Annotated in this window: 22 protein-coding genes and 1 pseudogene; 12 read left to right on the top strand and 11 right to left on the bottom strand. The window is 71.8% G+C overall.

The features are described from left to right. On the top strand, nt 1-2299 hold a 2299-nt coding region (locus ACFFNX_RS07445; protein WP_378197265.1), incomplete at its 5' end, for a hypothetical protein. Between the two features lie 9 nt (nt 2300-2308). Here the strand turns inward: ACFFNX_RS07445 and ACFFNX_RS07450 are convergent. After that, entirely contained in the window at nt 2309-3406 is a 1098-nt protein-coding gene (locus ACFFNX_RS07450; protein WP_378197268.1) for a DEAD/DEAH box helicase, read from the bottom strand. A gap of 182 nt (nt 3407-3588) precedes the next feature. Beyond that, on the bottom strand, nt 3589-4509 hold the full coding sequence (ku, locus tag ACFFNX_RS07455) for a non-homologous end joining protein Ku (protein WP_378197271.1): 921 nt from the start codon (nt 4507-4509) through the stop codon (nt 3589-3591). Between the two features lie 185 nt (nt 4510-4694). Between ku and ligD (ACFFNX_RS07460) the strand changes: the two genes are divergently transcribed. The 8 genes from ligD (ACFFNX_RS07460) to ACFFNX_RS07495 all read left to right on the top strand — a co-directional run bounded on the left by ligD (ACFFNX_RS07460) (nt 4695) and on the right by ACFFNX_RS07495 (nt 12237). Further along, nucleotides 4695-5660 carry a non-homologous end-joining DNA ligase gene (gene ligD / locus ACFFNX_RS07460; protein ID WP_378197274.1) on the top strand — a complete coding sequence of 322 codons (966 nt, stop codon included), beginning with the start codon at nt 4695-4697 and terminating at the stop codon, nt 5658-5660. A 65-nt stretch (nt 5661-5725) separates the two neighbouring features. Continuing rightward, nucleotides 5726-6619, top strand: coding sequence for a non-homologous end-joining DNA ligase (gene ligD / locus ACFFNX_RS07465; protein WP_378197277.1), 894 nt, complete (start codon nt 5726-5728; stop codon nt 6617-6619). A 128-nt stretch (nt 6620-6747) separates the two neighbouring features. Continuing rightward, nucleotides 6748-8091, top strand: coding sequence for a dihydrolipoyl dehydrogenase family protein (locus ACFFNX_RS07470; protein WP_378197280.1), 1344 nt, complete (start codon nt 6748-6750; stop codon nt 8089-8091). 18 nt (nt 8092-8109) lie between these two features. Beyond that, nucleotides 8110-8370, top strand: coding sequence for a hypothetical protein (locus ACFFNX_RS07475; protein ID WP_378197283.1), 261 nt, complete (start codon nt 8110-8112; stop codon nt 8368-8370). A 96-nt stretch (nt 8371-8466) separates the two neighbouring features. Further along, entirely contained in the window at nt 8467-9087 is a 621-nt protein-coding gene (locus ACFFNX_RS07480; RefSeq protein WP_378197286.1) for a TetR/AcrR family transcriptional regulator, read from the top strand. Between the two features lie 108 nt (nt 9088-9195). Further along, the gene (locus ACFFNX_RS07485; RefSeq protein WP_378197289.1) at nt 9196-9420 is read left to right on the top strand and encodes a DUF3107 domain-containing protein; all 225 of its coding nucleotides are present in this window, start codon (nt 9196-9198) and stop codon (nt 9418-9420) included. Between the two features lie 93 nt (nt 9421-9513). Continuing rightward, nucleotides 9514-9768 (top strand): GlsB/YeaQ/YmgE family stress response membrane protein, encoded by a 255-nt coding sequence (locus ACFFNX_RS07490; RefSeq protein WP_378197292.1) that lies wholly within the window; start codon nt 9514-9516, stop codon nt 9766-9768. Nucleotides 9769-10533: 765 nt separating this feature from the next. Continuing rightward, a complete protein-coding gene (locus tag ACFFNX_RS07495) occupies nt 10534-12237 on the top strand; it encodes a DEAD/DEAH box helicase (protein WP_378197296.1) in 1704 nt (567 codons plus the stop codon). A 243-nt stretch (nt 12238-12480) separates the two neighbouring features. Here ACFFNX_RS07495 and ACFFNX_RS07500 read toward each other — a convergent pair whose 3' ends face one another. After that, nucleotides 12481-13188 carry a glycerophosphodiester phosphodiesterase gene (locus ACFFNX_RS07500; RefSeq protein WP_378197299.1) on the bottom strand — a complete coding sequence of 236 codons (708 nt, stop codon included), beginning with the start codon at nt 13186-13188 and terminating at the stop codon, nt 12481-12483. 90 nt (nt 13189-13278) lie between these two features. On the opposite strand from ACFFNX_RS07500, the gene ACFFNX_RS07505 reads away from it, so the two are divergent. Beyond that, nucleotides 13279-14148, top strand: a complete 870-nt coding sequence (locus ACFFNX_RS07505; protein WP_378197302.1) for an alpha/beta fold hydrolase — start codon at nt 13279-13281, stop codon at nt 14146-14148. A gap of 69 nt (nt 14149-14217) precedes the next feature. After that, nucleotides 14218-15117 (top strand): oxygenase MpaB family protein, encoded by a 900-nt coding sequence (locus tag ACFFNX_RS07510; protein WP_378197305.1) that lies wholly within the window; start codon nt 14218-14220, stop codon nt 15115-15117. 39 nt (nt 15118-15156) lie between these two features. Here the strand turns inward: ACFFNX_RS07510 and ACFFNX_RS07515 are convergent, their stop codons facing one another. From ACFFNX_RS07515 to ACFFNX_RS07545, 7 genes are all read right to left on the bottom strand, one after another. Beyond that, nucleotides 15157-16032 carry a RecB family exonuclease gene (locus tag ACFFNX_RS07515; RefSeq protein WP_378197308.1) on the bottom strand — a complete coding sequence of 292 codons (876 nt, stop codon included), beginning with the start codon at nt 16030-16032 and terminating at the stop codon, nt 15157-15159. Nucleotides 16033-16045: 13 nt separating this feature from the next. Then, complete coding sequence (locus ACFFNX_RS07520) at nt 16046-16741, bottom strand: MBL fold metallo-hydrolase (RefSeq protein ID WP_378197311.1); 696 nt, start codon at nt 16739-16741, stop codon at nt 16046-16048. 50 nt (nt 16742-16791) lie between these two features. Then, nucleotides 16792-18237, bottom strand: a complete 1446-nt coding sequence (locus tag ACFFNX_RS07525; protein WP_378197315.1) for a protein kinase domain-containing protein — start codon at nt 18235-18237, stop codon at nt 16792-16794. Nucleotides 18238-18392: 155 nt separating this feature from the next. Further along, complete coding sequence (locus tag ACFFNX_RS07530; protein WP_378197318.1) at nt 18393-19064, bottom strand: O-methyltransferase; 672 nt, start codon at nt 19062-19064, stop codon at nt 18393-18395. Between the two features lie 158 nt (nt 19065-19222). Further along, entirely contained in the window at nt 19223-20068 is an 846-nt protein-coding gene (locus ACFFNX_RS07535) for a PHP domain-containing protein (RefSeq protein ID WP_378197322.1), read from the bottom strand. Nucleotides 20069-20072: 4 nt separating this feature from the next. Then, nucleotides 20073-20690 (bottom strand): DUF6758 family protein, encoded by a 618-nt coding sequence (locus tag ACFFNX_RS07540; RefSeq protein WP_378197326.1) that lies wholly within the window; start codon nt 20688-20690, stop codon nt 20073-20075. Nucleotides 20691-20752: 62 nt separating this feature from the next. Then, nucleotides 20753-21691 carry an HpcH/HpaI aldolase/citrate lyase family protein gene (locus ACFFNX_RS07545; RefSeq protein WP_378197329.1) on the bottom strand — a complete coding sequence of 313 codons (939 nt, stop codon included), beginning with the start codon at nt 21689-21691 and terminating at the stop codon, nt 20753-20755. Nucleotides 21692-21727: 36 nt separating this feature from the next. Here ACFFNX_RS07545 and ACFFNX_RS07550 point away from each other — a divergent pair, with 36 nt between their 5' ends. Next, nucleotides 21728-22246 (top strand): hypothetical protein, encoded by a 519-nt coding sequence (locus tag ACFFNX_RS07550; protein WP_378197332.1) that lies wholly within the window; start codon nt 21728-21730, stop codon nt 22244-22246. Nucleotides 22247-22352: 106 nt separating this feature from the next. On the opposite strand, the pseudogene ACFFNX_RS07555 reads toward ACFFNX_RS07550, so the two are convergent. After that, nucleotides 22353-23312 (bottom strand): annotated as a pseudogene (locus ACFFNX_RS07555) (DDE-type integrase/transposase/recombinase). Nucleotides 23313-23320: the final 8 nt, after the last annotated feature.

The following is a 23320-nucleotide window of genomic DNA, read 5'->3' on the forward strand; positions in this document are numbered from 1 at the left end:
GATCCTGCTGCTGGCCCGCGCCTCCGGCCTGTGGTGGTCGGGCCTGTCGCATCGGCTGGAACGCGACCTGGACATCGTCGCTGAGGCCATGCCGCTGCCCCCGCTCGCCGAGTCGCCGGACGAGCCGAAGGCCGCCTTCGACCGGGCGCGCGGCCGGTTCGCCGAGGTGATGGAGGTGCCCGCGGACGCGGTGGCCCCGCCGGCCGGGATCACCGGCGACCCGGCGTACGGCGTCGCGCTGACGGTCCACATGGCCGCGCTGGCCGGCGTCGACGCGTACCGGCACGCCGAGACCGCCCCGGACGATCCCGCCCGGCTCTCGGAGTACCTGCTGAAGCGCGAGTCCGCCTACTGGCAGGACCTGCACGCGCACGCCGGCGGCCTGCCGACGGTCGACGCTCCGGCGATGGGCCGTACGGTCTTCGTCGCCTCACTCGCCGGCCCCCTCGTCCACGCCGCGGGCATGGACGTGGCCGAACGCGCGGGCCTGGCCCGCGAGCCCGCCGTCCGGCAGCGGATCCTGGACGCCCACGCGCGGTGCTTCCCGCCGCGCGACCAGGCCACCGTGCTCGAACCGCTGTACCCCGACCGGCTGGCCGAGGACTTCCTCGCCCTGCTCACGCCCGGTCACGCCGAGGGCTTCACCGCGGACGCGTGGGCGGCGACGGCGCCGCAGGCCCTCCTGCCGGCCGGAGAGGAGGAGGGCGACACGACACCGCCGTACGCCCGGCAGGCGATCAGCGTCCTCATCGAGACCGCGGCGCGATGGGAGCACGTCGCCCGGACGCAGCTCTACCCGCTGCTGCGCCGGCGGCCCCGGCTCGCCCTGTCCGCCGGAGGCGCCTCTCTTGTCACCCTCGCCGGACTGCCGCACGTGGACCCGGCGGTCCTGGAGGCGATCGAGCCACACCTCCCCGCCCACCACGTCGATCTCGACGTCGGCAGCCTGGCCTGTGCCGAGTTCCTGACCGAGCGCCGCCTCGCGACGGCGAAGGACCCCGCCGAACGGGCGAGCCTGCACTATGGGCTCGGCCTTCGCGAGGGCAACGCGGGACTCGGCGACCGGGCTCACGCGAGCTTCGACCGCGCCGTGGAACTGTTCCGCTCGCTGCCGGAGTCGCGCGCCGCCGAGACACGCGTCGACCATGCGTGGGCGCTGCTCAACCAGGGCATCGCCCTGATGCACGAGGGGCGGCACACGGACGCGTACGCCGCACTGCGGGAGGCGGTCTCTCTCTTCCACGAAGCGGTCGAGGACGATCCGGCGGCGGCCGGGGAGGGGCTGGCCACCGGAATGGACGTCCTCGAGGTCGCCATGTCCCACCGGGGACGTGGCCGGGAGGCGCTGGACCTGGCCGTCCTGGTCGTCCAGGCCCGCGAGAGGCAGCCGAGGGGGGACGCCGAGTCGGAGGCGGGGCTCGGCAGGGCGTACCTGAACCTGGGCAACCGGCTGGCGCAGCAGGGGTCCGGCCGGCAGGCCAGGGCCGCGACGAACAACGGGCTGAAGATCTTCCAGCGCCTCGCGGCCGACGATCCGGCCGCCTTCACCCCCGACCTGGCCCGTGCGCTCGTGAACCGCTCCCAGGACCTGAGCCACGCCAAGGACCGGACCGGGGCGTTCGCGGCCGCGGAGGAGGCCACCCGGCTCTACCGGGCGATGGCCGAGACGAGCCCCGCCGCGTTCCAGCTCGATCTCGCCACGTCCCTCGCGAACCTCGGGACGTTGCACGGGGCGTCACGGCGTTACCGGCGGGCCGTCGAGTGCACGGCCGAGGCCCTGTCCGCGATCGGTGAGCCGCCCACGCCCGCCTCGGCCGCACACCGCGCGACCCGTGCAAGGATCGCGGCCAAACTCGCCTTCTGGCAGGCCCACCTGGGCGATGTCGAGAACGCCGTCCTCCACCTCCACACGGCCGTCACTCTGAGCCGGACCCTGCGGCCCGCGAACTCCCTCGCGGACCGTGGCCAGGTCGCCGGTGCCCTGATGCCGCCCGCCTTCGTGCTCGCCGTCCTCGGCCGGCCGGATGAGGCGTTGCGCGGCATGGAGGCCGCGGCGGAGCTCTACCGGCACCTCGTCGCGGCGGACGCGACGTTCGAGAAAGAGGCGGTGATGGCCGAACGAGCCCTCGCCATCGGCCGGTCGATGGATCCGGCCGCCTACCGCGCGATGATGGCGAGGCTGCGGCCCGAACTCGAACGTGTGAGCGGCCCGATCGGGGGCGCGCCGGCCGTGCCGCCCGCACCGCGGACGAGGCGGGTCCAGCCCAGGAGGCGCTCCCGCAGGCGGCGCCGGACGTGAGCCGCGCGTTCAGGCCGACGGCTCGTGTCTCCGCTCGGCCTCCATGAACTCCACGGACTCCAGCACGAGCCCGTCGCCGCTGTGGAGGTCCAGCCGGGTTCCGCCGCAGCCGGAGCAGACGGCGAGAATCCGGTCGGAGGTCACGACGCGTCCGCACGACCGGCAGCCGAGCCGCACCGGCTCGACGACCACGTCGAGATGCGCGCCGTCCGCCACGGTGCCGTCGGAGACCGTGATGAACGCCTGGTTCAGCGCGGGGCCGCTGATGCGGAGCAGGGCGCCGGCGCGCACGCCGACCCGCGCCAGCCGCTTGGTCAGCGCGTCCACGCCGTGCTTGGTGCGGACGAACATGATCGTACGGCCCTCGCGCCCGGCCACCTCGGCGATGACGTCGTGCTTGTGTGCGCGGTCGACGATGAACAGGTGGTGGTCCATGGTCTCCACCGGCGCGGCGGCCGGCGCGACCGAGTGGGTCACCGGGTCGTGGAGGTACTTGCGGACCAGCTTGTCGACGTCGCCGTCGAGCGTGGCCGAGAACAGCAGCCGCTGGCCGTCGGAGGGGATCTGGTCGAGCAGCGCGGACACCGCCGGCAGGAAGCCGAGGTCGCACATGTGGTCGGCCTCGTCGAGCACGGTGACCCGCACGTCCTCGAGCGAGCAGGCGCCGCGCTCGATGAGGTCGGTGAGCCGGCCCGGCGTGGCGACGAGCAGGTCGACGCCGCGGCGGAGCGCCTGGATCTGGCGGGCCATCGACATGCCGCCGACGACGGTCTTGGCGTGCAGGCCGACGCTGCGGCCGAGCGGCGCCAGGGCGTCCTGGACCTGCATGGCCAGTTCACGGGTGGGGACGAGGATCAGCGCGGTGGGCCGCTTGGGCGCGGCGTTGCCACCGGCGATCCGTGCGAGGAGGGGAAGCCCGAAGGCGAGAGTCTTGCCGGAGCCCGTCTGGCCTCGGCCGAGCACGTCGCGCCCGGCGAGAGCGTCGGGCAGGCATGCCGCCTGGATCGGGAACGGCGTCGAGATGCCGCGGCGTTCCAGTGCGGAGACCAGCCGCTCCGGGAGGCCGAGTTCGGCGAAGGAGGGCAGGGTCGATGAAGCTGATGTCAAGAACGAACCTCTCAGAAAGGGCCCGCCTCGAGACGTTCCGCAATAGTCGGGGGATCGCGGACTCGTAGCCGGCCACGGCGCGAAGACGCGCCTGAACACGAAACACAAAGCTTACAGGGCGTCACAACCGGCCCGTGTGGCGATCTATTCCCCCGAGGAGGATCTTTGCCGCGCGTTCCCCGTCAGGCGGACTTTCGGCTACCGCTGCCGCTCTTGGCCTTCGACTTGGCGGCGCTCGACTTTCCGGACTTGCCACCCGTCTTCGCCTTGCCGGAGGTGCTCCGCTTCGCCCCGCCGCCCTCGTCCGCCTTGCCGTCTCCCCCTCCGGAGCGGCCCTTCTTCGCGGCCTCGACGCTGGCCCGCAACGCGCTGAGCAGGTCGGCTGCGGCCGGCGCCTCCTCCTCGAGCTCCTGGGTGACGACCTCCCTGCCCTCGACCTTCGCCTCGATGACCGACTCCAGCGCCTCACGGTAGGCGTCCTTGTACTCGGTGGGGTCGAAGTCCCTCTCCATCGAGTCGATCAGCGAGGTCGCCATCTGCAGCTCCTGCGGACGCAGGTCGACGTCCTCCTCCAGGAACTTGAACTCGGGCGCGCGGACCTCGTCGGGCCACAGCATCGTCTCGAGGACGAACACCCCGTCGCGGACACGGAGCGTGCCGAGCGACTCGCGCTGACGCAGCGCGACCTTGACGACCGCCACCTTGCCGGAGCCCTCCAGGGCGTCGCGCAGCAGGACGTACGGCTTGGTGCCCTGCGCCTCGGGCTCCAGGTAGTAGGACTTGTTGAAGTAGATCGGGTCGACCTGTTCCTCGGTCGCGAACAGCAGCACGTCGATGCGGCGGCTGGTGGACAGCGGGAGGTTCTCGAAGTCCTCGTCGGTGAGGACGACGATCTCTCCGCCCGGAAGCTCGTACCCCTTGGCGATGTCGGAGTACGGGATCTCCTCGCCGTCCTTGGTGCAGACGCGCTTGTACCGGATCCGGCCGCCGTCCTCGCGGTGGACCTGGTGGAAGGCCACGTCGCGCTGTTCGGTGGCCGAGTACAGCTTCACCGGGATCGTGACGAGCCCGAAGGAGATCGCGCCCTTCCAGATGCTGCGCATGAGGTTCCCCTACCCGTCGCGCCGTCGATCTAGTTTCCGAATTGCGAAGTATGTTCGAATATACGGTCACCACTTCGTCACGGCCAGTACCCGTCGGGCGACCGGGGAATCACCGAGCGACGCACTCCGGCCGCGCTGGCGTCAGGCATGAGCGGGATGGGCAGAAACGCCGTATGGGTGACCCGATGCCCGAGAACATCCAGCCGATGCTCGCGACGACGGGCGAGCTACCGGACGACGTCGCCCGCTGGGCCCTCGAGGTCAAGTGGGACGGCGTGCGCGCGATCGTCTACGTCGCCGGCGGACGCGTGCGCGCGGTCGGCCGCCGCGGGATCGAGGCGACCGGCCGCTATCCCGAGCTTCAGGCCCTCGCCGATCTCCTGCCCGACCAGTCCGCCGTCATCGACGGCGAGGTCGTGGCCTTCGACTCCGAGGGACGCCCCAGCTTCGAACGCCTCCAGCACCGCATGCACGCGGACCGTCCGGACTCCCGTCTCATCCGCCAGGTGCCGGTGCACTTCGTCGCCTTCGACCTGCCCTACCTGGGCGGCCACACGCTGTACGACCTGCCGTACCGCGACCGGCGCGCGCTGCTCGACGACCTCGAACTCGCCGCCGGTCCCGTCGAGGCGCCGCCCTACCTGGAGGGCGCCGAGGTCGAACAGGTCCGCGAGCTGCAGGAATGGACCGCCGAGCAGGGTCTGGAGGGGCTGATCGCCAAACGACTGGACTCCCCGTACCGGCCGGGCCGCCGGGTCGACTTCTGGCGAAAGGTGAAGAACTTCCGCACCCAGGAGGTCGTCATCGGCGGCTGGAAGGGCGGGAAGGGGCGCCGCGAGGGCGGGGTCGGCTCACTGCTGCTCGGCGTGTACGACGGCGGCGAGCTGCGCTTCGTCGGCCACGTCGGCACCGGGTTCTCCGACTTCGACCTGGACGACCTGCACAAACGCCTGGCCGCTCTGGAACGCCCGGACAGCCCGTACGCGGGCGAGGTCCCGCGTGAGCACGCGCGCTTCGCGTACTGGGTCGACCCCTCGCTCACCGGCGAGGTGACGTTCTCCCGCTGGACCCGGGACGGGATGCTGCTGCACGCCTCCTGGCGCGGCCTGCGCCCCGAGATCCCCCCGGAGGAGGTCCACCGGGAGCCGTGAGCCCCGCCCGGTCCGCACCGAGGGACCGAAGGATTGAAAGCCACCTCGCCGGGGAGGGGGGCTGGGTGAGCGCCAAGACGAGAGTCGAGGTCGAGGGCACCAGGCTCACCCTCTCCAACCTCGACAAGGTCCTCTACCCCGGGAACGGCTTCACCAAGGGCGCGGTCATCGACTACTACGCGCGGATCGCACCGGCGATGCTCCCGCACATCGCGGGGCGCCCCTCGACCCGGCTGCGGTACCCCGAGGGCGTCGACGGGCAGTCGTTCTTCGAGAAGAACGCGCCCCCGCACGCGCCCGGCTGGGTGCGCACCGCCCACCTGCCGACGCCCGGCGGCAGCCGCGCCTCCATCGACTTCGTCATCATCGACGACCTGCGCACGCTCGTGTGGTCCGCCAACCTCGCCGCATTGGAGTTGCACGTGCCCCAGTGGCGCGTCGGGCCGCGCGGCGGCGCGCACGACCCCGACCTGCTGGTCTTCGACCTCGACCCCGGCCCGCCGGCCGACCTGGAGGACGCGCGCGAGGTCGCCGTCATGCTCCGCGAGGTGCTGGACGACGACGGGCTGCGGTCCTTCGCCAAGACGAGCGGCCGCAAGGGGCTGCACCTGTACGTTCCGATCGCCGAGGCCTCCGACGAGCGCACCTCCGCGTACGCCAGGGAGGCCGCGCGGCGGCTCGAGAAGGACCACCGGGACCTGGTCGTCAGCCGCATGGACAAAAGGCTCCGCCACGGCAAGGTCTTCGTCGACTGGAGCCAGAACAACCGGCACAAGACCACGGTCGCCCCCTATTCTCTCCGAGCGGCGGAGGAGCCGTACGTCTCCACGCCGGTGACGTGGGACGAGATCGAGGGTGATGCCGAGCTTCGCTTCGGACCGGACGACGTCCGCGACCGTGTCGAGCGGGACGGCGACCTGTTGGAGCCCCTGCTGGAACTCCGGCAGAAGCTGCCGTGACCCCATGGGCCACGCACTTTCGGGATCGGTTACTCGGGTAACACGGTCCGCGGGATCGGTTGCTCGGGTAACAATCGTGTCTGCGCCACCAGGCGCACCACGGGGTGAATGTCGGAGAGGATGATCAGGTGACGGACGCACAGGACAAGCGCTACGACGTCCTGGTGCTCGGCGGTGGCGCCGGAAAGAACATCGCCGCCGACCTTGCGCGGGCGGGCCGCTCGGTCGCGTTGGTGGAAAGCCGTCTGGTCGGCGGGGAATGCCCGTACTTCGCGTGCATGCCGTCGAAGTCGCTGCTGCGCTCCGCCCGCCGCGGGGAGACCTGGGAGCACGCGGTCGCGCGCCGCGACGAGGTCACCCGCCATCTCGACGACGCGCCCACCGCCGCGGAGATGGCCGAGGCGGGCGTGACCGTGATCCGTGGCCGGGGCCGGGCCGTACGGCCCGGGGTGATCGAGGTCGACGGCACCGAGTACGGCTACACCGACCTCGTGGTCGCGACCGGCAGCGAGCCGGTCATTCCCGAGGTCGAGGGCATCGGCGACGTGCCGACCTGGACCAGTGACGAGGCGCTGACCCGCCCGGACCTGCCGCGCCGGCTGATCGTGCTCGGTGGCGGGCCGGTCGGCTGTGAGCTCAGCCAGGTCTACGCCGCGTTCGGCTCGCAGGTGACGCTGGTGGAGGCCGCCGACCGGCTGCTGGCCGCCGAGGCGCCGTTCATCGGCGACCTGCTCGCCGACGAGCTCCGGCGCACGGGCGCCGACCTGCGGCTGGGCGTGAGCGCCACGCGCGCAGAACGCACGGAGAGCGGCCTGCGGCTGTACCTGTCCGACGGCGGGCACATCGACGCGGACCGCATCCTCATCGCGTCCGGCCGCCGGCCGCGCGTCGCCGACCTCGGCCTGGAGACGCTCGGCATCCGGCCCGACCCGAAGCAGGGCATCGCGGTCGATGTCACCTGCAAGGCCGTGACCGACGCCGAGGCGGACGCGGACGGCGGCACGACGGTGTGGGCGGCGGGCGACGTCACAGGCGCGGCGCCGTACACCCACGCGGCCAACTACCAGTCACGCATCGTCGTCTCCAACGTGCTCGGCAAGCGCCGCGAGGCCGACTACCGCGCCGTGCCGCGGGCCGTCTACACCACGCCGACGGTGTACACCGTCGGCGTCTCGCCGGTCTCGGCGACCGGGCTGGAACTCCTCTCGGCCGGGTACGACCTGTCCGACACCCCGCGGGCGACCGTGGAGAACGACGACCGGGGCCGCGTGGAGCTGTACGCCGACCGGGCGCGAGGCGTCCTCGTCGGGGCGGCGGCGATCGGCCTCTACGCTGAGGGGTGGATGAGCGAGATCACGCTGGCCATCCGGGCCGAGACGCCGCTCAGCATCCTGACCGACGTGGTCCACGCGTTCCCGACTTATGGTGAGGCCATCGAACCCGTTCTTCGCGAGCTGGCCGAGCAACTCTGACAAGGCTGGGGGGAAGGCATGTCCGAGGAAGACATCGAGCTGAGCCTCGAGACTCCGGAGGCCGACGCGGCCGAACAGCACACGCCGGCGCGCGGCGACGAGCCGCCCGCCGTGTCGGGCGAGGCGAACGACGCCGACGTCGCCGAGCAGCACGCCCGCGCGCGTGACTACTCCGAGCGCTGGCCCGAGGCGGTTCCGGCGGAGGCCGATGAGGCCGACGCCGCCGAACAGCACCTTTCGGCCCGCGACGACCAACTCGATGACGACGACTATCGGTGAGGCGCTGCTCGCGACGCGGTGTTACCCGGCCGTAGGATGGTGGATCCAGGCGCCATCGCGTTCCGGCGCCGCTCGGCAGCTGATCGGAGAACCCACGTGACCGCAACCCCGGACGCGCGCCCGCGAGGCACGAGGTTGCCGAGGCTGGCACGCCGTCGTCAGCTGCTCGGCGCGGCGCAGGAGGTCTTCGTCGCGCAGGGCTACCACGCCGCCGCGATGGATGAGATCGCCGAACGCGCCGGGGTCAGCAAGCCCGTGCTCTACCAGCACTTCCCCGGCAAGCTCGAGCTCTACCTGGCGCTGCTCGACGAGCACGCCGAGGGCCTCGTCCAGCGCGTGCGCGACGCGCTGGAGTCGACGCCGGACAACAAGCTGCGGGTCGAGCGGACCATCGAGGCCTTCTACGACTTCGTGGCCGGCGAGGGCGAGGCGTACCGCCTGGTCTTCGAGTCCGACCTGCGCAACGTCGCCCCCGTACGCGCCCGGGTCGAGCGCACCAACCAGCAGTGCGCGGAGATGATCGCTCAGGTGATCCAGGAGGACACCGGCGTCTCCAGCGACGAGGCGCACCTGCTGGGCATGGGCCTGGTCGGCATGGCCGAGGTCAGCGCGCGCTACTGGCTGTCCCAGCGCGGCACGATCCCCAAGGACCAGGCCGAACGCCTCATCGCCCGGCTGTCCTGGCGCGGTATCGGCGGTTTCCCCCGTACGACCTGATCGCCGGGTCACCCGGGCGACCGTGCGATAGTTGGGCGGTCCCTGAACGCCGATCACGCCCGGGTGGCGGGCGGCGCCGAGACGACGGATGGATCACGGAGGACAGACGTGCAGGTCAGGATCGGTGTGCAGTCCGTACCCAAGGAGCTCGTCGTGGAGACGTCCCTCTCCCCCGACGAGATCGAGCAGGCGGTCGCCGACGCGCTCGCCGAGGACGACGGCGTCTTCGCGCTGAAGAGCAAGAACGGCCGCGTGGTGGTGCCCGTCACGAAGCTCGCCTACGTGGAGATCGCGGAGGCGGACGCCCCGGCTGTCGGATTTGGTGCATTTTAACTGGCTTGTCCTGAATGACACCTGATTTAGGGGGCATACCGGTCGCTGAATCGAGCCGCTGCCCGAAGGCGGCCGGTAGGAGGTGTCACAACCATGCTGACAGTGATCTGGTTCATCCTCATAGGCGCCGTGATCGGGCTGCTGGCCCGCCTGGTCGTCCCGGGACGCAACCCGATGGGCGTACTGCTGACGATCCTGGTCGGAATCGTCGGTGCCGTCCTGGGTGGCGTGGTCGCGGGCGCCGTGGGAGCGGGCAGCATCCTGGCGTTCATCTTCTCGGTCGTGATCGCCGCGATCCTGGTCGCCCTGCTCAGCGGCGTCGGAGGACGGCGTCACCGGGCCCTCTGACCCGACTGCGCGCCGTCCCCGCCGAACGAGACCACCGCCGCGCCCCGGGCGCCGGGGCGCGGTGGTACTCACTTCGGCGGCACTCACCACTGTCGGTCACGGTCCGTACGGCCATCGCCCGGGTCACCGCCTTCGCGGCACCTTCCGTCCGGACTGGCTGACCGGAAGCGGTCAGGAGACCGCCACCGGGGCCCCAGCGGGCCCACGACGGCACTTCACGCCTCTCACCAGGGGATACGCACCGGCCACGCCCTCCGTCGCCGTACTCCGCCCGCCGGCCCGCCGCAGCCCGGTCACCGGTGTGGCGCAGCAGGCCAGACGGCCGAACGGGGTCTTCGGGCCGTACGCGGGGTGCGGGGAATGAAAGCGGGCAGACGTGTGTTGGACCTTTACGTCGGGGACTTTCTGTTTCCGATCTCTGCCGCTACACTGCGTGGCGAAATGTGACCGCGCGCTGCGCAGCGCGACCCCCGGTCGCAATCCTTAGGAAGAATTTGACGGCTGGTCCCTCCCGCGCGAGTGCGCGACCGTATGCGACGACCGGCAGGTGCGAGAAGTGGCCCTGCCGTGGGCGGCGCATGAGTTTGCGACCGCGAGATGGTCTGCCGCGTCACCGACCTGGTGCACAAGCGGCGCCGAGCGGACCCCGCACTCTGGAGGCTGAAGGCCCTGACGACATTTCATGATCTGGGAGTCATTCCCGAAATCGCAGCTGCCCTCGAGACCGAGGGCATCGTCGAACCGTTTCCGATTCAGTCACTCGCGGTGCCCATCGGGCTCAGCGGGCACGACATCATCGGCCAGGCGCGCACCGGCACGGGCAAGACCCTTGCCTTCGGCATCCCGCTGCTCCAGCGCATCGAGCACGGCGGCAAGAAGCCGCTCGCGCTCGTCATCGTGCCGACCCGTGAACTGGCCGTCCAGGTCACCAGCGACCTGATCATCGCCGGTGGCAAGCTCGGCAGCCGGGTGCTGTCGGTGTACGGCGGCCGCGCGTACGAGCCGCAGATCGAGGCCCTCCGCGAGGGCGTCGAGGCCGTCGTCGGCACGCCGGGCCGCCTGCTGGACCTGGTCAAGCAGAAGCACCTCGACCTGTCGCAGGTCTCGGTCCTCGTCCTGGACGAGGCCGACCGGATGCTCGATCTGGGCTTCCTGCCCGACATCGAGCGCCTCGTCGACCGGGTACCCGCGCGGCGGCAGACGATGTTGTTCTCGGCGACCATGCCGGGCGAGATCGTCGCGCTGTCCCGCAAGTACCTCACCCGGCCCACCAACGTACGGGCCGAGTCGCACGAGGAGTCCGAGGCGACCCCGCAGGTCGCCCAGCACGTCTTCCAGGCGCACCAGATGGACAAGCCCGAACTGCTCGCCCGCGTCCTGCAGGCGCGTGGCCGTGGCCTGACCATGGTGTTCTGCCAGACCAAGCGCGCCTGCGACCGTGTCGCCGAGGACCTGGCCAAACGCGGCTTCGCCGCCGCGGCCGTGCACGGCGACCTCGGCCAGGGACAGCGTGAGCGGGCGCTGCGGGCGTTCCGGTCCGGCAAGATCGACGTCCTCGTCGCCACCGATGTGGCGGCCCGCGGCCTCGACGTCGACGACGTGACCCACGTCGTCAACTACGAGTGCCCCGACGCCGCCGACGCCTACGTGCACCGCATCGGCCGTACGGGCCGGGCGGGCAAGGAGGGCATCGCGGTGACGCTCGTCGACTGGGCGGACCTCCAGCGCTGGAAGCTGATCAACTCCGCGCTCGGGCTGGGCATCGTCGAGCCGGCCGAGACCTACTCCACGTCCGACCACCTCTACGAGGCGCTCGACATCCCGGCCGACGTCACCGGCACCCTGCCAAGGGCCCGGCGTGAGCGCGCCGGGCTCGAGGCCGAGGAGGTCGAGGACATCGGCGAGACCGGCCGGACCCGCTCGCCGAGGCGCGCGGAACGCACAGAGCGCACGGAGCGTACGGAGCGCACCCGCAAGCCGCGCAACCGCACGCGCACGCGGACCCGTGGCGGACGGCCGATCGACGCCGACGAGGCGCCTGCGGCCCCCGAAACGGTCGCCGAGGAGACCGAGGAGCAGGCCGCTCCGGTCGCCCTGGAACCACAGGACGACACCGCCGACGCCGGCGTCGAGAACGCCGAGCGCACCCGCCCGTCCCGGACCCGGCGGCGCACCCGCCGCAACGCCGAGACGAGCACCGACACCATCACTCAAACCAACATCGAACCCGACACCTCAACCATCACCGAACCCGACACGGACACCGACAGCCCCGCGGAGACACCCGCGGCACCGGCTCCGCAGCAGGCCCCGATCGCCTCGACGCCAGCCGGTGTTCCCGTCGTCCAGTTCATGGCACCGCCGGCCGATCCCGAGGCCGAGGCGATGCACCTGGCCGAGTCGGCACAGTCCAAGCCCAAGCCGCGGCGGCGCCGCTCCCGCACCGGAGGAGCACGCAGGCCGGCTTGACGCGGACGTGACCAAGGGGCGTGGTGACGGACCGCGCCCCTTTCTCATGCCCATTTCGGGCTCTGCCCGCCGCTGGGGCCTGCCTCGAAGTGGTCGGACCGTGGGTTTTCCACAGCCGCGCACGCGGTCTTCCTTCGGCGTGTGGGGTGGCTTGACAATGGAAGTGGGGTCGGCGCCCCCTGGGAGGGCGGGGAGTGTCCCCGGGCGGGGAGTGTCCCGGAGGGCGGGACTTCGAGACACGCGCTAGGCGCGAAGGCTCAGGGCGTGGCGGGGACGGTCGGTGATCAGGACGGCCACCCGTGAGTCGGCCAGGAACTGCCGCATCTGCGGCTCCCCGTTGACCGTCCACACCATCGCGGGGATGCCGAACCGGCCGCAGAGCCGCAGGACGTTCGCCCGTGCGAGGCGGCGGTGTACCGCCAGCCAGTCGGCGCCGCAGGCGCGCATCCGCCCGAGCGGGTACAGCTCGCGGGCGCGCACCGGCAGCCGCAGCCACCGGCCGATCTCCCGCAGGTCACGGCCCAGGGACAGCGCCGTCGTGACCTCCGGATGACGCTTCTTGATCTCGGCGATCGAGGCGTCCACGAGCGTCGTGGCGACGAAGTTGCCGGGTCCCAGCAGGTCGAGGGCCATCCTCACGACCTCGTGCTCGTACCCGGTCTCCTTGAGGTCCAGATGGCCGACGGCCTTCCCGGCGACCAGCTTCATCACGTCGCGGACCAGTGGCACCCGGTGACCCACCGCGCCGCAGAGCTCTTCGTAGCTCAGCCCGGCGATGGGACGGCCGGCGATGTGGGAGTCGTGGAAGACCACGAGATCACCGTCACGCGTGCGCCGGATGTCGAACTCGACGTACTCCGCGCCCGTCGTGAGGGCGGTCTCGTACGCCTTCCATGTCGCGGGTGGCGCGTCTTCCGACCCGCCCTTGTGTGCTGAGACGGCGACCGTCATGACTGAAGCGTACGGCGCCTGGCAAGGGGCGTTAACCGGCGAAAGCGTTAAGCTGGTGTCGCTTGGACATCGGCAAGTAAGCTCCTGCCAGTGAGTACGCCCCGGTTTCTTACTCTGCCCCCCGGTGTTCGCCGGACGGACATCGAGACTTCACGCGGTGTTTTCGCCGCACTCGAGGCGTTTCCCGGATCGGGGATCTCCGAACGCGGCCCGGCTCTGCTGGTTCCCGGCTTCACCGGGAGCAAAGAGGACTTCATCTCGGTCCTGCAGACGCTGGCCGGCGCGGGGCGGCGTGTGGTCACGCTCGACATGCGCGGCCAGTTCGAGACGCCGGGGCCGGACGACGCCTCCGCCTACGGCTGCGCGGAGCTGGGCGCCGACATCGCCGCGGTGATCGAGTCGATCGGCGACCCGGTCCACCTGGTCGGGCACTCCTTCGGCGGCCTGGTGACCCGCGAGACGGTGATCTCCGATCCGGCCCTGGTCGAGTCCTTCACCCTCATGAGCTCGGGCCCGGCCGCGATCACCGGCGGGCGCGAGGTCGAAGGGCGCGTCCTGCTCTCCGCACTGCCGAAGGTCGGGCTCGAACACCTGTGGTCCACACGAATGGAGCCGGAGGCCCTCGCCAAGGGCGTTCTGCCCGAGATCGTGGCCTTCCTACGGCGGCGGATGTTCATGAACTCCCACGCCGGGCTGCTGGGCATGGCGAACGAACTGCTGTCCTGCTCCGACCGGGTCGACGAGCTCGCCAAGGCGACCGGCGGCGCCGGCCTGCCCGTCCTGGTGCTGTACGGGGAGAACGACGACGCCTGGGAGCCCCAGGCCCAGGCCGTCATGGCCGAGCGCCTGGGCGCGCGGAAGGTGGTCATCCCCGGCGCCGCGCACTCTCCCGCCGTCGAGGCGCCCGAGACGACGGCGAGCGCGCTCACCACGTTCTGGAACGACGCCGAACGCACCTGACCGCGCCCGGCGGACATGAGACGAGAGACACATTTCGTCTCATGTAAGAACACACTTACGATGGTCGCCATGGAAGCGACCGTCCAGTCCCCCCAGAGCGCCACCTGGCAGGTCCACATCGACCGGTCGATGTGGGTCGGCGGCGTTCGCAGCCTGATGCTCCAGGCCCTGCACCCGATCGCGATGCGAGGCGTCTGGCAGAACTCCACCTTCCAGGTGGACCCGATCGGCCGACTGCAGCGCACCGCCGACTTCGTGGGCGTCGTGACCTGGGGTACCGCCGATGAGGCCGACGAACTCGGCCGCAGGGTCCGCGGCATCCACCGGGCCCTGCGCGTCAAGGACCCCGACACCGGACGGGTCCACCGGGTCGACGAGCCCGAACTGCTGCTCTGGGTGCACTGCGCCGAGGTCTTCTCCTACCTGGAGGTGGCCCGGCGCTCGGGGCTGCGGCTCAGCGACGAACAGGCCGACCGCTACCTCGCCGAGCAGCGCCGCAGCGCCGCCTACGTCGGCCTGCACGAGGAGGACGTGCCCGGCAGCGTCGCGGAGATGGAGGCCTACTTCGCCGGGATGCGCCCGCAGCTGAAGGTCACGCCGGAGGCGCGCGGGGCCGTACGCTTCCTGCTCTGGCCGAAGCTGCCGCACGACATGCGGTTCCTGCGGCCCGGCAAGCCGCTGTACCTGCCGTTCGGCGCGCTCTGCTACTACTCGCTGCCCCGCTGGGCGCGGCAGATGTACGGGATGCTGCCGGAGATCCCGCAGTCGATCGTGAGCGCGGGGCTGCGGTCGTTCCGGCTCACCATGAACTCGCTGCCCGAGCCCCTGCACGACAGGTCGTTCCAGCCGACGACACGGCGCATGCTCGCCGGGGCGCGGGAACGGCTCGCCGCCGAGGGGTACGACCTCGGCCGCGGCCTCGCCGGCCTACGCGACCCCCGCCGCTGGCCGACGGCATCACGCGCCTGAACCGAAGCCGGGCACCGTCGGGCGACGCGGGCGCCGACGTCAGGCCTCGTCCGGCAGGGCGGACCAGGGATCACGCGCCGGAGCGGCCTGCCGCCCCTCCGGACAATGCCGGGCGTAGTCACACCACGCACACAACGCACCCGGACGCGGCGGGAACTTCTCGTCGAAGTCGGCGTGCGGCAGGTCGGTGCGCTTCCCGGCCGGGACCTTCTCGCGGTACCACTCGTCGGCCTCGGCGCACTCCTCGGCGATCTGCTCGGCGCGCCGCAGATGGCGGTCGAGCGACTCCTCGGTGTGCTCCCAGACCGCGACCTCGCCGGTCGGCAGGTGGTGCAGCTCGACGAGCCGGCACGGGGTGCGCATCATCCGCCGGGAGGCCGCGGCGTACAGCGCGAGTGCCAGCGACGATCGTGCGTCGTCCGCGGTGAGCGGTCGGCGGCCGGTCTTGTAGTCGACCACGACGAGCTCGCCGCCGCGGCGGTCGAGCCGGTCGATGCGCCCCTGGACGGTGATCAGGTGGGTCTTCATCGACACGGTGCGCTCGACGCCGACCGGCTCGTCGGCCGGGTCGACGCCGGAGACGTAACGCTCGACCATGGCGCGGGACCGCCGCCGCCAGTCGGCCGACTGCGCCGCGTCACGGAACCCGTCGGTCAGCCAGCCCCGCTCCAGGAGCCGCCCCGCCGCCTCGGGCGTACGGTCTCCGAGGGGCAGCCGCCACCATCCGGCGAGCGCGTTGTGGACGCTCGCCCCGACGCTGTTGTGCGCCCACGGCGGGCCCTTTTCCGGCTTGGGCCGGTCGAGGTAGGTCATGCGGTAACGGCGCGGGCAGTCCAGCCAGGTGTTGAGGCGTGAGGGAGTGCACGGGTAGAGCCGCTTGGGCATCCCCTCGAAACCGAGCTGCTCGGCCGTCATGAGCGGGACCCGCTCAGGACTCGGACTCGGGCTCCTGGGCAAGGGCGAACCAGCTCTCCCACTGGGAGTCCTCCTCGCCGACCGTGCTCTCCTCGCCCTGACCCGGCAGGATGCGGGTGTCGCGCGGCAGCGGGCTGAGGATCGCCCCGATGGAGTTGAGCTGCTCTTGCAGCTCGGGGTAGTCGGCGCCCACGCGACCCGGCCGGCCCTTGTGCAGCGTGTCGCCGGTGAACAGCACACCGAGCTGCTCGCTGTAGAGGCAGATGCTCCCCGGCGAGTGGCCGGGCGTGTGCATGACCTCGAGCTGCGCGCCCGCGATCTCGAAGACGCCGCTGTCCTCGATGTCGAGGTCGGGCTCGAGATCCTTCATGAACTCCGAGTCCTCGTCCTTGTCGGCGAGTGCACGGAAGTACTGACGCCAGAGGAGGCGGTCGCGCGTGTGCAGCGCGATCGGGGCGGGGTCGTCCTCGTCGGCCTCGGCGACCTCGAGAACGGAGTTCAGATGTGTCTCCCTGCCGTCGGTGCAGATGACAGCCATGATCTCTCGCTCGTCGACGGCCTCGAGAATGCTCTCGGCGTCGAAGGCCGGATCGATGACGATCACCGCGTCGTCGTCTCCGATGACGTAGGTGTTGGCCTCGATGTCGTACTCGGTGTCGTCGACCGTGATCTTGCCCGACGTCACCACTTTGTCGATACGCGCGTCCACGTGAGAAACCCTACCGACTCCGGGACTTCGGTGCGTGCGGCACCGTGGTATCAGCCGGACGACGGACCGGTGGACGGCTCGCCCTCCCACGTGACCTGCACCGTCTGCGTACGGCCTCCACCGGTGATCGTCACGCCGGCCCCGCCGGCCACGCGTGGGGTCGCCGGATGCAGGGTGACCGTGACGGTGGCCGCCTCGCCGGGGTTCAGCGAGCCGCTCCCGGGGGCCGCCGTGAGCGGGTCGCCGGCCGTGGCGCTCCAGCGGACCGTGGCGCCTTCACCCCGGAGCGTGACGGTGCAGGTGAGACCGGTCGTGCCGAGGTCGCAGTCGCCCGCCTGGACGTGCAGCGTGGGCCGGGCGACGGGCCCTCCCGTCGAAGAGGAGGACGAGGAGGAGCCGCCGGCTCCCGGCGGTGGCGCCCGGTGGCCCGGGCCGGTCGCGCTCGTGTAGACGGTCGTCGTCGGGCCCGGTCGCGACGGCCGGTCACCGGCGTGTAGGGCCATGATCGTGGCGACCGCCGCACCGGCCAGCGCGAGGGCGGTGACCACTCCGGCGACCGCCGGCGGCCAGTTCCGTCTCCGGCCGCCCGGAGACGCGGGCACCGCCTGCGTGGCCGGCGGTGAGGCGGCCGCCGCGCTCATGCCCTCCGTCATGATCGCGGTCTCTCCCGGCCGGCCGCCGGACACCGTCGCGTGGCCGAGCAGGCGCATCAGGAGCACGCTCGCGGACGGCCGTACGGCCGGGTCCTTGGCGAGACACTCGGCGACGAGCTCACGCAGGTCCCCGGTGAGCGTCCCCAGCTCGGGCGGCTCGTGCACGATCCGGTGGGCGAGCGCGGCGAGCGAGTCGCGGCCGAACGGCGGTGCGCCGCTCGCGGCGTAGACCATCGTCGCGCCCCAGGCGAACACGTCGGCGGCCGACGTGACCTCGCCGCCGGAGACCTGCTCGGGCGCCATGTACGCCGGGGTGCCGAGCGTGTGGCCGGTGAGCGTGGTGGCGCGGTCCACGATCCGCGCGACGCCGAAGTCGATCACGCGGGGGCCGTCGGGGCCCATCAGGACGTTCGGCGGCTTGAAGTCGCGGTGGATGACGCCGGCCTGGTGGATGGCGACCAGCGCGGTCGCGGTCCCGATGGCCAGGCGGTCGAGCGCACCGCCCTCCAGCGGCCCGCGCTCGCGTACGAGGGCGTGCAGGGACGGGCCGGGGACGTACTCGCTGACGATGTAGGGCCGGTCGCCGTCGATGTCGGCGTCCAGCACCTGGGCGGTGCAGAACCGCGCGACCTGCTCGACCGCGGCCGCCTCGCGGGCGAACCGCTCCCGCTCGTCGCCCGCCTCGGCCATGGCGGTCCGCAGCAGCTTGACCGCCACCCGTTCGGCGCCGGTGGTCTCGGCCAGGTAGACCACGCCGTAGCCGCCGTGTCCCAGCCGGCCGAGCAGTGTGTAGGAGCCCAGGCGTGCCGGATCGTCCGGCCGCAGGGGCGCGATGTCGGGCATCAGGTCCTCCGGTGCCGAGCGGGCGACGACCGCTCACAACCATTGGACGCCGTCACCCGTGCCCGGGTTTGCCCCGATGCGCCGTGCCGAGCCCATCGGCTCGCCCCGGCCGTACGCCGCCACCGGCCATCCGCCGGGGGCGCGGTGACGCGTCCTCAGACGTCCTCGACCAGAGCCATCAGGAACCCGTCATATCCCTTTCGTCCCACCGTCTGCAGTGCCACGGCGGTGACCCTGGGCTCGGCCTCCACCGCGTCGACGAGACGGCGGACGCCCATGACGTTCGGATCGTCGTCCCCGGAGGCGACGACCCTCCCCTGCCGTACGACGTTGTCCACCACGATCAGCGTGCCGGGGCGGGAAAGCTCGACCGCCCAGGCGAAGTAGTCCGCGTTGGCGGACTTGTCGGCGTCGATGAAGACCATGTCGAACGGCCCGAGCCCCTCGGCGGCGATCTCGGGCAGCGTCTCCAGCGCGGGCCCGAGGCGTACGTCGACGACCTTGGCGAGCCCGGCGTTCTCGATGGAGCCGCGGGCGACCGCGGCGTGCTCCGGATCGACCTCCAGCGTGATCAGGCGGCCGTCCTCGGGCAGCGCGCGGGCCAGCCAGATCGTGCTGTAGCCGCCGAGCGTGCCGACCTCCAGGATGCGGCGCGCCCCCTGGAGCCGCGCCAGGAACTGCAGCGTCCTGCCCAGGTTCGGAGTGACGCCGATCGGCGGCAGCCCCGCGTCCTCGGCGGCCGTCAGCGCCGCGTCCAGCGCGGGGTCGGACGGCAGAAGCGCCCCGTCGAAATAGTCGTCGACCGCGGTCCAGATCTCCCTGCTCATTCCCCACCTCTCGTCCCGCCCCCCGCAGGGGCGTCTCACGGTCACCGGTATTCCCACGACGCGCGATTCTCAACGAGGCCGCGCCGCGCGGCTTCGCCCGGCGTTCCGCGTCATCCTCGCTCTGGAGCTCGCCTGATCTCTCGGAGCCGCACCCGTACTCACCTGACGTCCGGGGGCGCTCCCGTGGCGATCTCCCGCAGGGCCTCGTACGCCTCCAGGGTCGTGGTCTCACAGCCCAGCCGGTGGCCCGTCAGTTCGCCGTGGTCGTCGCTCGCGCCCGTGACGAAGAGGTTCAGCTCGGACGCCAGCGCCCGCAGGGCCTCGCGGTCGGCCGGGGCGTGGTCCGGGTGGTCGGCCTCCACCCCCGCCAGCCCGGCCTCGGCCAGACCGGCGATCGCCTCGTCGGAGACGCCGTAGCCCCGACGCCACGCTCGCGGGTGGGCCAGCACCGGCACGCCGCCCGCCTCGCGTACGAGCCGCACCGCGCGGACCGGGTCCAGGGCGTACCGGTCGACGTACGCCCGCCCGCCCGCGCCGATCCACTCGGAGGTGAAGGCGTCCTCCACGGTCGCCACGGCGCCCGCCTCGACCAGGGCACGGGCGATGTGGGGACGGCCGGGCACGGAGTCGCCGGTGATCCGCTCCACCTGTTCCCAGGTGACCGGCGCGCCCAGTTCGCCGAGCCGCCGGACCATGGCGCGCGCCCGGTGTGCGCGGTCCTCGCGGATGCGTTCGCGTTCGGCCGCGAGCCGCGGCTCCTCCGGGTCGAACAGGTAGGCCAGGAGGTGGACGCCGTGGTCGGGCAGCCGGCACGACAGCTCCATGCCGCGGACGAGCGTCATGCCGGGCGGCAGCGCGCGAGCCGCCTCGGTGTGGCCCGCCACCGTGTCGTGGTCGGTCAGCGCGAGGACCCCGACGCCCGCGGCATGAGCGCGGCGCACGACGTCGGCGGGAGGCTGGGTGCCGTCGGAGACGGAGCTGTGGCAGTGGAGGTCGATGAGCACCCGATCACGCTAGCCGGGGACACGCGGCGCCGTACGGCAGGTCGAGTGGAGCCTCGCGTAGGTCGCGCAGGGCCAGTTGCTCGACCATGAGGACGCCGGCGGACTCGGGCCACAACACCGCCCAGAGCCAGTTCGCGAGCGCCTCGCCGGCGTACGCCGCCGTCTTCTCCGTGCCCAGGGCCCACATGGACACGGGATGACCGTCGATCTCGACCTTGGCGTTCGGCGCCGTGACCCCGAAGCCGTGGCCGGGGTCGGGGCCCTTCAGCCCCGCGTACGAGGCGCCCAGCCCGACGCCGGGCTCCTCGGCGACGAGCACGAGGTCGGCCGGGCCGCCGATCGGCGAGGGTCCGGACAGCGCCACGGCCACCGCGACGGCTCCGCTGCGGTCGTCACCGACCTCGGCGAACCCGGTCACGAGCCACCCCGCGGGCAGCGGCCAGGCCACCCAGACCGGCACGCGGGCCCGCGAACGCAGGACCTCCAGCGCCTCCGGGCAGGGGCGCATCGGCGGTTGCAGCGGCGCGACCTCGCCGTGCACGAGGCAGGTCCACGCGCTCGACCACGCGCTGGGCGGTACGAGGGGCCCGCGGCACCGCGGGCACGTGGGCGCGGTCCTCATGGTTACTCACAGTCGCCCTTACGCGAGGGAACGTCAAGCTCTCCACCTGCGCGATCACTCGGTCAGGCCGATGGATCGTCACTCCGGGTGCGCTCCATGCCCGCCGCACGGCCCTTGGCGGCGATCACCAGGGCCATCTTGCGCGACGCCTCGTCGATCATCTCGTCGCCGAGCATCGCCGCGCCCCGCCCCTGGACACGTGTCGCGTGGTCGTAGGCGTCGAGGATCAGCTCGGCGCGGTCGTAGTCGTCCTGCGCCGGAGAGTAGACGGCGTTGCCAGGCTCGATCTGGGCCGGGTGCAGCACCCACTTGCCGTCGAAGCCCAGCGCGGCGCTCCGCCGCGCCGCCCGGGTGAAGGCCTCGGCGTCACGGACGTTGAAGTACGGCCCGTCGATCGCCTGGAGGTCGTGCGCGCGGGCGGCGAGCAGGATGCGCATGAGGATGTGGTGGTAGGCGTCGCCCTCGGTGTATCCGGGCGGCTGCTCCCCGACCACCAGGGTCTTCATGTTGATCGACGCCATCAGGTCGCCGGGCCCGAGCACCAGCGCCTCCAGGCGCCGCGAGGAGCCCGCGATCTCCTCGACCCGGGTCAGCCCGCGCGCGTCCTCGATCTGCGCCTCGATGCCGATGCGTCCGACCGGTAGCCCCGACGCCTGCTCGATCTGGGTGAGCAGCAGGTCCAGCCAGACCACGTGGTCCGGAGAGCTCGCCTTGGGCAGCATGAGGCAGTCGAGGTTCGCCCCCGCCCCTTCGACGACCTCGATGACGTCCCGGTAGGCGTACGGGGTGGTCACGTCGTTGACCCGTACGACACGGACCCGGTCGCCCCAGCCGCCGTCGTTCAGCGCAGCGACGACGTTCGCCCGCGCCTCCTCCTTGGCCTGCGGCGCGACCGCGTCCTCCAGGTCGAGGAAGAACTCGTCGGCGGGCAGTTCCCGCGCCTTCTCGATGAAGCGCGGGTTACTGGCGGGCACCGCGAGCGTCGTCCGGCGAGAGCGCATGCACCGGATGTTATCCACCCATGGGAGACTGCGAGCGTGGACATCGCCGCGCTGGTCGAGGAGGCCACCAAGAAGTCGGGCATGCTGTGGCTGGCACTGCCCGACCTGCCCTACCCGCGCGCCGCCTGGCACATCTGGCACGCGTACGGGGACCAGAGCGCCGCGTACGTCGTCACCGGCGGCATCGAACAGCCTCTGCCGGGACTGCCGGAGGCCGAGCGCGTCACCGTGACGGTCCGCAGCAAGGACAAGGGCGGCCGCCTGGTCTCCTGGATCGCGGCCGTGGAACAGGTCGCGCCGAACTCCGAGGAGTGGGAGGCCGTGGTGCCCCTGCTCGCCAAGGCCCGCCTCAACGCCCGCGACGGCGAACACCAGACCGAACGCTGGGCCAAGGAGGCGTTCGTCATCCGCCTCACCCCGACCGGCGAGACCACCGAGGCCCCCGGCACCCTGCCCGACGACTACGCCGCCGTACGCCCGGCCCCCAGCCCGGCCACGACCACCGGCCGCACCCCATTCATGATCGGCGCCCGCCGCCGCCGCTCGGACCGCTAGCCGATACCTGATCCCACGCGCGCCCCCATCCGAAACCCCGCCGGTATCCGGTCCCTGCCCGCGTCCAGACCCCGCGCGCCCGGGGGCTCCAGCCCACTTCCAGTGTCTAGGTGTACTGCCCAGGGAGGTTGGTCAACCTGGTGATGGGTGGCTTGCCGTCGGTGGTGGTTGTAGTGATGGAGCCAGGTTGGCAGGGCTTTGCGGCGTACTTGTTTCTGAGGGGTAGAAGCCGCCGGGTGCTCACCCGTCGGTGAGCGTTCGATGGAAACGTTCGGCCTGGTCGTTGGCCTGGGGCCGGTGGGGGCGGGTCTGTTTCGGCTGGATCCCCAGCTCGGCGCATGCGTCGCGCCAGGCATGGGACTTGCAGGCCGAGCCGTTGCCGCTGAGCACGCGTTCGATCATCACGCCACCAGGCGACGGTGTTACGGAGCACCTCAATGGCGGTGGCGGCCTTCTCATCATCGCGGATCTCGGCGTAGGCGATGCGCGAGTGGTCATCGACGACGGTGTCCGCGAAGGCCGTGCCCCAGGCGGGGCCCATCGCGGGTGTTGCGGATACCGGTGCGGTGCGCGGTTGCGCTCGCCTTGGACCCTGCCCACATGACGCCAGCCACCATCAGGGACGTTGCCCGGGCTTCTTCACATCAACGTGCGGCATCGAGCCCGGCCGATCGTGTTCATCACACCGGATCGCCTCACCGATAGCGCAGTCGATACAGGTCAACCGGTTGAACTTGCACCGGGTCGGCACGGCATGCACGACCGAGGCCGACACGCCCAAGCACCCAGCGATCCGCACCGGCCTCAGCCTCTACTTCAACCACACATACACGACCTTGCGCACCACCGGCCGTGGCGTCTCGGACGGGCCACGGCGCGGCCGAGACGACCGGCCAGCCATCCCGGCCACACCCTGCCGGACGTATCGGATGGCCCAGCGCCTGACCACCGGCCAAGACACCTCACAACGCCCGGCCGCCCAGGCGATCGGCCAGCCGCCATCGACGATCACACGCCCCAGCCGAAGACGCCCCCGACGGCTCAAGGCAGCGTCAGCGCGGGACACGAAGGTTT

This window comes from Actinoallomurus acaciae (assembly GCF_042429965.1).
Lineage (GTDB): Bacteria > Actinomycetota > Actinomycetes > Streptosporangiales > Streptosporangiaceae > Actinoallomurus > Actinoallomurus acaciae.